This is a genomic window from Demequina litorisediminis, from assembly GCF_030161615.1.
GTDB lineage: Bacteria > Actinomycetota > Actinomycetes > Actinomycetales > Demequinaceae > Demequina > Demequina litorisediminis.
The window spans coordinates 2,454,121-2,467,725 of the sequence record NZ_BSUN01000001.1 but is presented as its reverse complement, the minus strand read 5'-3'; the positions used below and the strand labels follow the sequence as shown (position 1 = coordinate 2,467,725).

The following is a 13,605-nucleotide window of genomic DNA, read 5'->3' as shown; positions in this document are numbered from 1 at the left end:
TTGCGCCGACGGCGAACCCTCCGACGTCCATGCGCGAGGTCGCGATGTGATGGGAGTCATGAGACTCCTCATCCTGGGCGGCACGGCATTCCTTGGACATGCGATCGCCTCCCGCGCGCTCGCGCGCGGCCACGTCGTCACGTGCGCGGCGCGCGGGAGTGCGCCAGTACCCGACGGGGCGGCCTTCGTGCGCGTTGACCGCGACGAGCCTCAGGGCCTCGCACCGTTGGCTGGCGTGCGGTGTGACGCGATCGTCGACATCTCCCGCACCCCACGCCACGTCGAGCGCGCCGTCCGCGACCTCGACGCGGGCCACTGGGTCTTCGTCTCCACGACGAATGTGTACGCGCGCTTCGACCGTCGTGAGCAGCGCGAGGATGCGGTCCTGCTGGACGAGGTCGATGACCTCGACGACCCCAGCGACTACGGTCGCGCCAAGGTGACATGCGAGCGCATCGTGCGTGAGGCATCGGCCAGCGCCACCGTGGTGAGGCCGGGGCTGATCGCCGGGCCGGGCGATGCCACCTCTCGCAGCGGCTACTACCCCTGGCGCTTCGCGAACCCGACGGGCGACGACGTCCTCGTACCCGCGGGCCCCGACTTTCCCACCGCCATGATCGACGTCGACGACCTCGCCGCGTGGATCGTCGATGCGGCCGAGCGCCGCCTCGACGGCGTCTTTAACGCCACCGGCCCCACGATGCCGCTCGGCGAGGTCATGAGGCACGCCGCCGCAGCGTCAGGCAGCACCGCGGCGCCGAGGTGGGTGGATCCCTCTCACCTCGGCGCGCACGGGATCGCGCCGTGGATGGGTGCACGGTCACTGCCGCTATGGATCGACGATCCGCAATGGCGGTGGTTCGCCACGCTCGACACGACGGCCGCTCGCGCGGAAGGCTTGGTGACCCGGCCGGTGGCCGAGACGCTCGCGCGCTGCCTCGCCTATGAAAAGGGCCGGCCGCGCCCGCACGACGGCGACGCCTCGCGGGCGGGCCTGTCCGACGACGAAGAGCGCGACCTCCGCGCCGCGCTCGACGGCGCCGCGTAGAGATCTATCCCTCGAGGCGCGCCTGCACGGCCTGCCCGTGGGCCGGAAGGTCCTCCGCGTTTGCGAGAGCGATCACCTTGTGGCCAATCTCCGCGAGCGCCGCCTGGTCATAGCGGATGTACTGGATGGCCTTGAGGAAGGCTCGTCGTGTTGAGCCCGCTCGCGAACCGCGCCGTGCCGCCGGTCGGCAGTACGTGGTTCGAGCCCGCCATGTAATCACCAAGGGGGACGGGGCTGTAGGGCCCGATGAACACCGCGCCGGCGCTGCGAATCCGACCCGCGACCTCGTCGGCGTCACGCGTGTGGATCTCGAGGTGCTCGGCGCCATAGGCATCGGCCACCTGAATGGACTGGTCGATGCTTGAGGTGAGGATCACCGCGGACTGCACGCCCGTCAACGCCTCCTTGGTGCGCGCCAGGTGCTTCGTGTCCTCGGCACGACGGCCGAGCGCCTCCTCGACACGCTCGGCGAGGTGGGCGTCGTGCGTGATGAGCACCGAACCGGCGAGGGGGTCGTGCTCCGCCTGGCTCAAGAGGTCGGCGGCAACGAACTCCGGGTCCGCGGTCTCGTCGGCGATGATCGCGATCTCCGTGGGCCCTGCCTCCGCGTCGATGCCCACCACGCCGTTGACGGCACGCTTCGCGGCGGCCACGTACACGTTGCCCGGTCCGGTGATGATGTCGACCGGGTCGCACAGGTCCTCGGCGCCATAGGCGAGCATGGCGATGGCCTGGGCTCCACCCGCGGCGTAGACCTCGTCGACGCCGAGCAGCGCGCACGCGGCAAGGATGGTGGGGTGCGGCTCGCCGCCGAACTCGCGCTGCGGTGGCGTCGCGACCGCGATCGAGGCGACGCCCGCGGCCTGAGCCGCGACCACGTTCATGACCACGGAGCCTCGGATAGACCGCGAGGCCACCGGGCACGTAAAGGCCCACGCGTCCCACCGGGACCCACCGCTGCGCGAGCCTCGCACCGGGCGCGACCTCGATCTCGACAGGCGGCGGCACGGTCGCCTCGTGGAACGCACGCACACGGGTGATGGCCTCACGAATCGCGTCGAGGACGGCGGGGTCCTGCGATGCAAGCGCCGCCTCGATGCGCTCGGCGGGGACACGAATGTGCTCGAGGCTCGACGCCGTCGAACCGCGTGGCATACTCACGCAAAGCATCGGCACCGCGCTCGCGCACGTCAGCGATGATGGGAGTCACCACCTCGAGTGCGTGGCTCACGTCCAGGTCGGCACGCGGCACCACGTCCAGGAGTTCGCGGGCGGTCAGGTCACGGTCACGGAGGTCGATGCGGCTCAACACGCGCTCAGCCTATCGCCGTGCGGAGTCGCGTCTCCGTCCGATCCAACCCAGGTGAGTGTGCTGAAAGTCGTCGGTCTCCTTGAGCCCGTAGCCGAGAGCACGATCGACGGCAATGTGGAACGCCCACGCCAGCGCCGCAACCATCAGCCAGTCGGCGCCGGTGAGGGCGAAGGCGGCGCCGCACAGCACGGGAGCGACGTAGGCTGTGGCCCACGTTGTACAGCGCGGCGCCCACCCGTGGCCCGGCCACGTATCCCACGGCGCTGAGGTCGAAGGCGAGGAACAGGGCCAGCAGCCACCACCACTGATACCCGAAGCCAACCACCGTGACGGCGACGGCGGTAAAGGCGATCGCGACGGACTCGACACGTTGCCAGAGGACGGGGCTCATGACGCCCACGCTAGCGCCGCTGCCAGTGCTCGACGCTGGCGTCGTGACGCCGGAGCGCCGCGACCGCCTCCTCCCAACCTGCGACCGACGCCATCGAGCCCATCCCTGGGACGCCGGACTCGACCAGGCGTGTCGCGGCGAGCGCCGCGAGGACCCCCGTCGCGGCCGACTGCCCGCTCCCCTGCACCCCGAGTGCCTGCCCCGTGCGCCGATGCGTGGCACTGACCGACCATGCCGTCCCTCCCAGGTGCGGGGCTGCCGCCACCATCCGCCCGCCGCCGGGCACATACGCGGCGGCTCGCATGGCCCAGGTGAGCCACGGCACGTCCACCGCGACATAGGCGCGGACCGCGACGCCTCGCTCCACGCCGATCAGGTCGTGATCGGGGAAGTCCGCACGCAGAAAGGTTGCGGGCCGTCCGGCGCGCCCCGGCAGGCGGCGACGCTCGCGAAGGTTGACCGCGCGCTCACCGGCAGGGGCCGACACCACCTCCCGTCCGACGAGTCCCGCGGTCCACGCGACCGCAGCGGGACCGTGCGCCTCGCCCGCCCCGAGGGTCACTGCCACATCCACCTCGTCGCCGGGCTCCGTCTCCAGCGCGGCCACGAGCAGCGTCGACAGGCCCGGAGCGAGACCCGCGCCCCACACCGCCCGCGCACCGCCGGGGGACGCAGCCCACAGGTCTCGCAGGTAGGCGGCGGACGCCGAGACCTCCACGAGCGCGGAAAGGCCTGCGAGAGCCCGTGACTCCACTCCCGACGCGTTGACGACCACGTCCTGGCCACGCGCCGCCTGTGCCAGGCGAGCCGAGGCATCGGCCGCCTGTAGGTCGAGGACGACGTCGACGTCCCCCCGACGACCCGCGGTGGCAACAGCGTGACCATCCGCGCGCAGCGCCGCGACTGTGGCGACCCCCACCGCTCCGCGCGCGCCGAGGACCAGCGCCTTCACGACCGCGCCTCACCGGCGCGCATGGCCCGCGCTGCCAGGCGGCTGAGCCACGGCACGGTGACCAGCATGGCGACGGGCACCACCAGGGCGAGCACCAGCGCCGTCGTCGCCTCACCGGGCCACCCTCGGGTCAGCGGCGACAGAAGGGCCTGCGCCCCGAGGATGAGCGGGTAGATCGCGGCCCACATCACGACGATCCGGACGGGAAGGGCCAGGGCTTCACGTCAATCTCCAAACGTTTGGTTGGTTATGTGAACCTACCTCGTCACAAGCCAATCTCCAAACATACGGTTGGAATTCGCGCTACAGTGGCGCCATGGCATGGGACACCGACCTCACCCGCGAACGACTTCTCACGGCAGGGGTGCGCCAGTTCGCCAAGCACGGCTTTGCCGGCGCACGCATCGACGCCATCGGCGCGGACGCAGGCGTCAACAAGGAGCGCGTCTACCGCTACTTCGGCAATAAGGAGGGGCTGTTCCAGGCGGTGCTCGCCAGCCAACTCGCGGGCCTGCTCGACGGCCTTGCCGCCCACGGCAGCGGGCCGGCAGCGGTGGGCAATCTCGCCGGCGCGATGTTCGACCGCTGCGAGGCTCAACCGGACCTTCCCCGGCTCCTCGCGTGGGAGAGCCTCGAACTCGATCACGCCGTCGGGATCGATGCGCGCAGGCCCGTGTGCGCGGGCGTGGCCGCCTCCATCGGCTCCGCGACGGGCAGCGACCACGAGGCGGCGACTCAGGCGCTGCTCAGCATCATCGTCGTAGTCGTGTCCTGGACCACGCTTCCTCGGCTCACCGACGCGGTGGCTCCTGGCACCAGCGGCGCCGCGCGACGCGCCGCGGTCGTCGCTCACGCCACGGCCATCGGCACGAGCCTTACCCTCGACGCATGACTCACCTTCCCCTCGCAGGCAAGACCGCCCTCGTCACCGGGGTCTCGCGACGACGCGGCATCGGCTTCGCGGTGGCCTCACGCCTTCTCAGCGATGGCGCATCCGTCTTCATCCAGCACCACCGCGCCAACGACGTGGCGCAGCCATGGGGTGGGGACGACATCGACGCACTCGTCGCGGAACTGCGCGCGCTGGCCGGCCCGGACGCCCTCGTGGGCGAGGCGGGTGCGGACCTCCGCTCCCCCACGGCGCCCGAGGCGCTGGTCGCACAGGCGGCGGCGCTCAACGGCGGGCTGGACATCCTGGTGTGCAACCAGGCAAAGAGCGGCGACGACGGCTCCATCCACGACATGACCGCCGAGCGGCTCGGCGCCATGTGGGAGACCAACACGCGCGCCACCCTGCTCATGACCGCGGCCTTCGCTGCGCTTCACGGCGGCAGGCCGGGCGGGGCTCGGCCTGGTGACCGCGCCGACGGCGCTCCCCTCGAGGCTCCCACCGGCCGGGTCATCTGGATGACCTCCGGCCAGGGCGACGGGCCGATGCGTGGGGAGGTCGCGTACGCCGCCTCCAAGGCCGCACTCTCGGGAGTGACGGCGACCGTCGCGGCGGAACTCCTCGAGCCTAGGAGTCATCCTCAACACGATCAACCCCGGTCCCGTGAACACCGGATATCTCGACTCCGACTCCACCGACCGCGACCTCGGGCCCATCGACGAGTGGCGCCTGCGGACCCCGTTTGGCCGGTTCGGCGCCCCCGTCGACCCCGCGAACCTCATCGCCTGGCTGGTGTCAGAGCAGGGCGCATGGGTGGTGGGTCAGGTCCTGAAGTCCGACGGCGGGCTCAGCCTGTACTGATCTGTACTGACCTGTCCGCGTCCGGGCACCCTCAGCGACCACTGGGGCGCTCTGGAGTGCGCGACCGCGCCCTCAGCGACCACTGGGGCGCACGGATGGGTGACTGGGGCGCAGGGGTGACTGGGGCGCGCGTGACAGTGGCGCTCGGGTGACCGTCCTTGCTGACTCCTAGACCGGGACCAGGCAGCTTGGCCCGAAGGCGGCCTTGAGATCGCCATACAGCGCGGAGGAACGCGCCACCCTGAACTCGTCTCCCAACCGCATCGTGATCGGGTCGCCGGTGCCCGTGAGCACCATGCGCACCTCGATGTTGCCAGGGTGCGAGCGCAGGATCGCCTTGATCTCCTCGACCATCGGCGGGTTGACGCGCGCCGCGGGGAGAGTGATCGCCACCGGCGACGTGTCCGCCACCTGCAGGTTAGGCACGCGCAGGCTCGACGGCGGAGAATTGCAGCCCGCCGTCGCCGCGCTCGCGGGCGCGCACCTTGATCGCCACCACGGCGTCGTCGACAAGATCGCGCGCGTACGTGTCGTACGTCTTACCGAAGAACGAGATCTCCGTCTCGCCCGTCAGGTCCTCGAGCGTCACGATCGCGTAGGGGTTTCCGGACTTCGCCACGCGCCTGTCCACCCTGGTCACGAGGCCCGCAAACGACACCTGGCCGCCATCGCTCACGCCGTTGGCGGGCGTGGCCGCAAGGATCTGGTGCGACGACTCGGACCTGATGATGTGGTCAAGCCCCGACAGCGGGTGATCCGAGACGTACAGGCCGAGCATGTCGCGCTCAAGGTTGAGCCTTGGTCTTCTTGTCCCATTCCTCGCTCGGGAACGGTGACCTTCACGCCGGAGCCGATCTCGTCGTCCATGCCGAACAGGTCGAACTGACCCGTGGCCTCCTGGCGCTTGACGCCCACCACCGAGTCGATCGCCTGCTCGTGGACCGCGTTGAGAGAGCGTCGCGTGTGACCCAGCGAGTCGAACGCGCCCGCCTTGATGAGGGAGTCGATGGTGCGCTTGTTGCAGACGGTGGCGGGGACCTTGTCGAGGAAGTCCTGGAACGAGGTGAACGCACCCTTGTCGTTGCGCGTCTGGATGATCGCCTCGACCACGTTGGCACCAACGTTGCGCACCGCGGTCATGCCGAAGCGAATGTCCGTGCCCACGGCCGAGAACAGGCCCTTGGATTCATTGACGTCAGGCGGCAGCACTGTGATGCCCATGCGCCGGCATTCGGCCAGGTACAGGGCGGACTTGTCCTTGTCGGTGCCGACGGAGGTCAGCAGCGCCGCCATGTATTCCGTCGGATAGTGCGCCTTGAGGTACGCCGTCCAGAAGGACAGCACGCCGTACGCGGCCGTGTGTGCCTTGTTGAAGGCGTAGTCGGCGAACGGCAACAGCGTGTCCCACAGCGCCTTGATGGCGGCATCGGAGTAGCCGTTGGCCTTCATGCCCGACTCGAAGTTCCCGAACTCCTTGTCGAGAATCTCCTTCTTCTTCTTACCCATCGCGCGACGCAGCAGGTCTGCCGCACCCAGCGTGTAGCCCGCGACGATCTGCGCGATGCGCTGCACCTGCTCCTGATACACGATCAGGCCGTACGTGATTCCCAGCACCTCGCGCAGCGGCTCATCGAGCTCGGGGTGAATCGGAGCGATCGGCTGGCGGCCGTTCTTGCGCTCCGCGTAATTGGTGTGCGAGTTCATGCCCATCGGGCCGGGACGGTACAGCGCAAGGACGGCCGAGATGTCCTCGAACGTGTCGGGCTTCATCTGCCGCAGCAGGTGACGCATGGCGGTGCCATCGAGCTGGAACACTCCCAACGTGTCGCCGCGGCCCAGAAGGTCGAACGTTTCGGCATCGGCCAGTTCGAGGTCCTCAAGGACCAGCGGCTCCTTGCCGTTGTCGACGATGTTGTCCAGCGCATCGTCCAGGATCGTCAGGTTGCGCAGGCCGAGGAAGTCCATCTTGACCAGGCCGAGGCCCTCGCAGGTGGGGTAGTCGAACTGCGTGATGACGGCGCCGTCCTGCTCGCGGCGCATGATGGGGATGATGTCGATAAGCGGATGGCTCGACATGATGACGCCCGCCGCATGCACGCCCCACTGACGCTTCAGACCTTCGAGTCCCTGGGCGAGTTCAAACACCTGTTGCGCCTCGGGGTCGGTCTCGAGCAGCGCCCGGAAGTCCTGACCCTCGTGGTGGCGCGGGTGGGCCGCATCCGTGATGCCAATCAGGGGCATGTCCTTGCCCATGATCGCCTCGGGGTACGCCTTGGTCGCCTGCTCGCCCACCGCGAAGGGCTTGCCCAGCACGCGCGCGGCGTCCTTGAGCGACTGCTTCGCCTTGATGGTGCCGTAGGTCGCGATCATCGCGACCTTTTCCTCGCCGTACTTGTCGCTGACGTACCGGATGACCTCGGAGCGCCTGCGCTCGTCGAAGTCGATATCGAAGTCGGGCTTGGACTCACGTTCGGGGTTGAGGAAGCGCTCGAAGTAGAGCCTGGTGGACGATCGGGTCGATGTCCGTGATCTTCATGGCGTACGCCGCCATGGATCCCGCACCGGAGCCACGGCCGGGCCCCACGCGGATGCCGTTGTCCTTCGCCCACTGGATGAAGTCGGCAACCACGAGGAAGTAGCCGGGGTACCCCTTCCCCGCGATGACCTCGATCTCGAAGTTGGCGCGCTCCTGCACCTCGGCGGGAATCGTCTCGCCGAAGCGCTCGTGAAGGCCCTTCTGGACCTCCTTGACGAACCAGGAGTGCTCGTCCTCGCCCGCGGGGACGTCGTAGACCGGCATGTAGTCGGCCTTCGTGTTGAACTCGACCTCGCACTTCTCGGCAATCTCGAGCGTGGAGTCGCAGGCCTCGGGCAGGCTCGCGCCACAGTTCGCGCATCTCCGCGGCGGACTTCAGGTAGTAACCGTCGCCGTTGAACGCGAAGCGCTTGCCGCCCTGGTCGTAGGTGGGCTCGTTGAGGTTGGAACCCGACTGGACGCACAGCAGCGCCTCGTGCGCCACCGAGTCGTCCTTGCGCACGTAGTGCGAGTCGTTCGTCGCCACGAGCGGCGCGCCCAACTGGTGCGCGAGGCGCAGCAGGTCCTCGCGGACACGCTTCTCCAGGAGCAGCCCGTGGTCCATCAACTCGACATAGAAGTTCTCGGCACCAAAGATGTCCTGGAACTCGCCCGCCGCGCGCAGCGCCTCGTCGTACTGCCCCAGACGCAGGCGCGTCTGCACCTCGCCCGAGGGGCAACCAGTGGTGGCGATGATGCCGTTCGAGTAGCGCTGCAGCAGGTCGCGGTCCATACGCGGCTTGTGGAAGTGCCCCTCGAGGGAGGCGTACGACGACATCCTGAAGAGGTTGTGCATGCCCGCCGTGTTCTGCGCCCACATGGTCATGTGGGTGTAGGCGCCACCGGCAGAGACGTCGTCGGACTCCTGGCCGCGCTCACCCCACCGCACGCGCGTCTTGTCCTGACGCGCGGTGCCCGGCGTGAGGTACGCCTCGACGCCGATGATGGGCTTCACGCCATGTGCCTGGCCCTTTGCCCAGAAGTCGTAGGCACCAAAGATGTAGCCGTGGTCGGTAGTCGCAAGCGCCGTCTGACCCAGTTCCTTCGCGTGCTCGAACAGATCATTCAGCCTCGCGGCACCGTCCAGCATCGAGTACTCGGTATGGACGTGGAGGTGAACAAAATCGGAGCCCGGCATGGCATCAGATTCTAGGACCGGCCGCCGACATCGCGGCACGTGATACGCCGCCGCGTCGTCCTGGCATCGGCCCCTCCGACGCCTGGAACAATGGCGGGGTGAGTGAGACGTCCCCCACGGCCGATGCCGGAGCCGGCCAGCCGCGCCAGCGCGCCGTCGCCGACGGCACCCGCAGGGGCGCCGGCCGCTCGGGCGGCGGTGGCCGCGGCAGGCGCCCGAGCCCTCACGACCCCCATCGCAGGGTGAGCAAGCGCGAACTGGAGGCGGCGGCATCGGCCAGACGGGCCGTCGCCCTCGCCCCCATCGATTACCCGGCCCAGTTGCCGGTCACCGCACGGCGTGAGGACATCGCCGCCGCCATCCGCGATCACCAGGTGGTGATCGTCGCGGGCGAAACAGGCTCGGGCAAGACCACCCAGATCCCCAAGATCTGCCTGGACCTCGGCCGCGGACGCGAGGGGCAGATCGGCCACACCCAGCCCCGCCGCATCGCCGCCCGCTCCGTCGCGGAACGGCTCGCGGAGGAACTGCACACTTCCTTGGGTGAAGTAGTGGGATACCAGGTCCGATTCACCGACGAGACGTCGGAGCGCACCCTCGTCAAGGTCATGACCGACGGCATCCTGCTGGCGCAGATCCAGCGCGATCCCGACCTGCTCGCCTACGACACCCTCATCATCGACGAGGCGCACGAGCGCAGCCTCAACATCGACTTCCTGCTGGGATATCTCACCAACCTGCTGCCACGCAGGCCCGACCTCAAGATCATCATCACGTCGGCCACCATCGACTCGCAGCGCTTCGCACGCCACTTCGCACCCGGCGGGCCTCTGCCGCAACTCACGGCCGAGGAGGCGGCCGATGCCGTCGAGGACGACGCCGCCACCGCACCCGTCGTCGAGGTCACCGGACGCACCTATCCCGTAGAAATCCGCTACCGCCCCCTCGCGGGCGAGGAACGCGGCGACGAGGCTCGACCAGGCCTCCGGCATCGTCGCGGCGTGCGACGAACTCATGGCCGAGGGCGACGGCGACATCCTCGTGTTCCTCTCGGGCGAGCGCGAGATCCGGGACGCAGCCGATGCGCTCGAGGGACACCTCGGCCCGCGAGCGCGAGACCCGCGCCACCCCCGGCGCGTCGAGATTCTGCCGCTGTACAGCCGTCTGAGCGCCGCCGAGCAGCACCGGGTGTTCGAGGCTCACTCCGCACGGCGCATCGTGCTGGCCACCAACGTCGCCGAGACCTCGCTCACGGTGCCCGGCATTCACTACGTGGTAGACCCCGGCACCGCCCGCATCTCGCGCTACTCCAAGGCCACCAAGGTCCAGCGTCTGCCGATTGAGCCCATCTCGCGCGCAAGCGCGAACCAGCGCTCCGGCCGCGCGGGCCGCCTTGCCGACGGCGTGGCCATCAGGCTCTACGCCGAGGACGACTTCGAGGGCCGTCCCGCGTTCACCGAGCCCGAGATTCTGCGCACGTCGCTGGCCTCGGTGCTGCTGCAGATGATCGCCGTGGGCGTGGTCTCCTCCCCGACGACGTCGCCGCATTCCCCTTCGTGGAGCCCCCGGACACCCGTGCCATCCGCGACGGCGTGCAGTTGCTCGGCGAACTCGGCGCCATCGAAACCGGTGGCGGCACCACGCGTCTCACGAGCATCGGCCGCTCGCTGTCACGCCTGCCGATGGACCCCCGCGCCGCGCGCATGGTGGTCGAGGGCGCGAGGCGCGGCGTGGCACGCGAGGTGGCGATCGTCGCCGCGGCGCTGTCCATCCAGGACCCCCGCGAACGGCCCGCCGAGAACCGCGAGGCCGCCGACCTCCTGCACAGGCGCTTCGCGGATCCCACCTCTGACCTCCTGACCTACCTCAACCTGTGGGAGCACCTGCGTGAGCGGCGGCGCGACCTCTCTGGCAACCAGTTCCGGCGCGAGGTGCGCGCCGAGTACATGAACTTCCTGCGCATCCGCGAATGGCAGGACGTCGTGGAGCAGATCCGGATCGCCGCGAAGCCGCTCGGCATCGCGTGGGAGCGACGCGAGGCGAAGCCCACGGACGCTCCGGAGGGCGCTGTCCAGGGTGCGGTGCGCTACCTGTGGGACGAGGAGGCGATCCACCGTTCCGTCCTCGCGGGGCTGCTCAGCCAGGTCGGCATGCAGGAAAGCGGCGAGCCCAAGGCGTCCCAGTTCACGCACCTCAAGGGTGCCGCCAAGGAGCAGGCGATGCGGCGCGCACGCAAGTCCGCCCGCAACGAGTACCTGGGATCACGCGGGACACGCTTCGCGATCTTCCCGGGATCGCCGCTGTCCAAGAAGCCGCCCGCCTTCGTCATGGCGGCCGAGCTCGTGGAGACCTCGCGCCTATGGGCGCGCGACGCCGCCGCCATCCAGCCCGAATGGGCGGAGGAACTCGCGGGAGATCTGGCCAAGCGCACCCACTCGGAGCCCGTGTGGTCGGCCAAACGCGGCGCGGCCGTGGCTACCGAACGCGTCCTGCTGTACGGGGTACCGATCGTCACCGACCGCACCATCCTGTGGGGGCGCATCCGTCCCGAGGAGGCGCGCGAGCCTGTTCATCCGGCACGCGCTCGTCGCGGGCGAGTGGCGCACGCACCATCGCTTCTGGAAGGACAACCAGCGGGTGCTGGCCGAGGCGGAGGAACTTGAGGCGCGCACACGCTCGCGCGGCCTCATCGTCGACGAGGACACGCTGTACGACTTTTACGACGAGCGGGTGCCCGAGTCGATCGTGTCCCAGCGGCACTTCGACCGCTGGTGGGACAGGGAGCGGCGGCGCCAGCCGGGACTGCTGACGTTCTCCCTTGGCGACGTCGCCCCCGAACATGAAGAACTCGACCTCGCCGCGTTCCCCGACGTGTGGCCCCAGGGCGACCTCACGCTGCCGCTGACGTACCAACTCTCGCCGGGCTCCGAGGCCGACGGCGTCACCGTCCACATCCCCGTCGCCGTCCTCGCGCGCGTGGTCCCGGACGGGTTCGACTGGATGGTGCCCGGTATGGCCGCCGAACTCGCGACAGCGACCATCCGCGCCCTGCCCAAGACCGTGCGGCGCCTCCTCGTCCCCGCACCCGATGCCGCCCGCGACGTGGTGGCATGGCTCGCTCAACACACCCCGCAGTGGGAAGACGTGGCGCGCGCTGGCGACATGGCGGAGCCGTACCGCGAGGCGTTCACGCGCGCCGTCAGGTCCCTGCGGGACGTCGAGATTCCCGCCGACGCGTGGGACGGGCATGAGGAACGCCTTCCCGCGCACCTCAGGGTGACCTTCCGCGTCGAAGATGGGCGCGAGGTGCTCGGCGACTCCACGTCGCTGCTGACGCTTCAGCGCAGGCTCGCGCCCGCGGCACAGGCGGCGGTCTCCGCCGCGGTGGGGACTCCTGCGGGCGTGCGGCCGCGGTCCTCCGCACCACAATCTCGCGCTGGCGGGGTTGGCGGCACGGCATCTCCGCAGGCAAATCACCTGGGCGGACCCGGCGGCGGCGACACTGTGGTGCGCACGACCGGCCTCGAACAGGACGGCCTCGCCACGTGGCCCATCCTCGCGGGATCTCCCGCCGCGGCCTCCGACACCGACACGATCCCCGCGGAGGTCACGGTTCAGGCCGGTTCCGCCACCGTGCGCGGCTACCCCGCGCTTGCCGTCGAGGGCGGCGACGTATCACTGCGGGTGCTCGCGCACGCGGATGCGGTCCCCGCCTCGCACGCCGCCGGTGTCGCTGCACTGCTGCTCGGCGAGTGCGCGTTCGCCACCAAGCGCGTCACCACACGATGGAGCCCCGCGCAGACGATGGCCCTGGCCGCCTCGCCCTACCGCACCACCGACGCGCTCGTCACCGATCTTCACCGCGCCGCCATCGCAAGGCTCACGGGTGCCGACGACCTGGCGAGCATCCGCGACCGCGTGGCCTACGAGGTGCTGCGTGACCGCATCCGTGCGGTCCTGGAGGACGAGGTCCTGGCCGTGGCTGGCGTCGTCGCCGATGCACTGGCGGCGCACCGCGATCTCGATGTCGCCATCGGCCGTGCCAACTCACTCGCGCTACTCACCACGCTCGCGGACCTGCGTGCCGTGGCGGGTGGGCTCGTCTACGAGGGGTTTGTCGCCGCGACGCCCGCCGACCGGCTACCGCACCTCACCCGCTACCTCACGGCGCTGACGCATCGTCTGGACAAGGCCGCCAGCAATCCTCACCAGGACGCGGTGCTCGCTGGCCAGGTGCGTGACGTCGCTGACGTGGTGGATCAGGCGCGGGCGGCCTACGCTGCGGGGCGTCCCGACCGCGAGCGTGAGGCTCAGTTGCAGCGCGCACGCTGGCTCGTCGAGGAACTGAGGGTCTCCCTGTTCGCGCAGAAGGCGGGAACATCCGAGCCGGTGTCCGCCAAGCGAATCCTCAAGGAACTCGGGTGACTCCCGCCGAGCCG

Annotated in this window: 6 protein-coding genes and 3 pseudogenes; 4 read left to right on the top strand and 5 right to left on the bottom strand. The window is 69.7% G+C overall.

Annotated elements, in window-relative coordinates; genetic code table 11:
- The first annotated feature begins 58 nt into the window (after positions 1 to 58).
- A complete protein-coding gene (locus QQK48_RS15080; protein WP_284328995.1) occupies positions 59 to 1,048 on the top strand; it encodes an NAD-dependent epimerase/dehydratase family protein in 990 nt (329 codons plus the stop codon).
- Between the two features lie 4 nt (positions 1,049 to 1,052).
- Here QQK48_RS15080 and hisD read toward each other — a convergent pair.
- The 4 genes and pseudogenes from hisD to QQK48_RS15055 form a co-directional block, all read right to left on the bottom strand.
- Positions 1,053 to 2,360 (bottom strand): annotated as a pseudogene (gene hisD, locus QQK48_RS15075) (histidinol dehydrogenase).
- 4 nt (positions 2,361 to 2,364) lie between these two features.
- Positions 2,365 to 2,751, bottom strand: coding sequence for a DUF4260 family protein (locus QQK48_RS22175; RefSeq protein ID WP_431308366.1), 387 nt, complete (start codon positions 2,749 to 2,751; stop codon positions 2,365 to 2,367).
- A gap of 10 nt (positions 2,752 to 2,761) precedes the next feature.
- Positions 2,762 to 3,703: a Rossmann-fold NAD(P)-binding domain-containing protein gene (locus QQK48_RS15060; protein ID WP_284328994.1), complete on the bottom strand. Its 942-nt coding sequence runs from the start codon at positions 3,701 to 3,703 to the stop codon at positions 2,762 to 2,764.
- A complete protein-coding gene (locus tag QQK48_RS15055; protein ID WP_488798433.1) occupies positions 3,700 to 3,891 on the bottom strand; it encodes a hypothetical protein in 192 nt (63 codons plus the stop codon). Before QQK48_RS15055 ends, QQK48_RS15060 begins: the two co-directional genes overlap by 4 nt.
- Before the next feature lie 128 nt (positions 3,892 to 4,019).
- Here QQK48_RS15055 and QQK48_RS15050 point away from each other — a divergent pair, with 128 nt between their 5' ends.
- Both QQK48_RS15050 and QQK48_RS22170 read left to right on the top strand, forming a co-directional pair.
- Positions 4,020 to 4,595 (top strand): TetR/AcrR family transcriptional regulator, encoded by a 576-nt coding sequence (locus QQK48_RS15050; RefSeq protein ID WP_284328992.1) that lies wholly within the window; start codon positions 4,020 to 4,022, stop codon positions 4,593 to 4,595.
- Entirely contained in the window at positions 4,592 to 5,605 is a 1,014-nt protein-coding gene (locus QQK48_RS22170) for an SDR family NAD(P)-dependent oxidoreductase (protein WP_431308365.1), read from the top strand. The genes QQK48_RS15050 and QQK48_RS22170 overlap by 4 nt, the downstream gene beginning before the upstream one ends.
- Before the next feature lie 16 nt (positions 5,606 to 5,621).
- Here QQK48_RS22170 and dnaE read toward each other — a convergent pair.
- Positions 5,622 to 9,166 (bottom strand): annotated as a pseudogene (dnaE, locus tag QQK48_RS15035) (DNA polymerase III subunit alpha).
- A 242-nt stretch (positions 9,167 to 9,408) separates the two neighbouring features.
- Here dnaE and hrpA point away from each other — a divergent pair.
- Positions 9,409 to 13,591 (top strand): annotated as a pseudogene (hrpA, locus tag QQK48_RS15030) (ATP-dependent RNA helicase HrpA).
- Positions 13,592 to 13,605 lie beyond the last annotated feature (14 nt).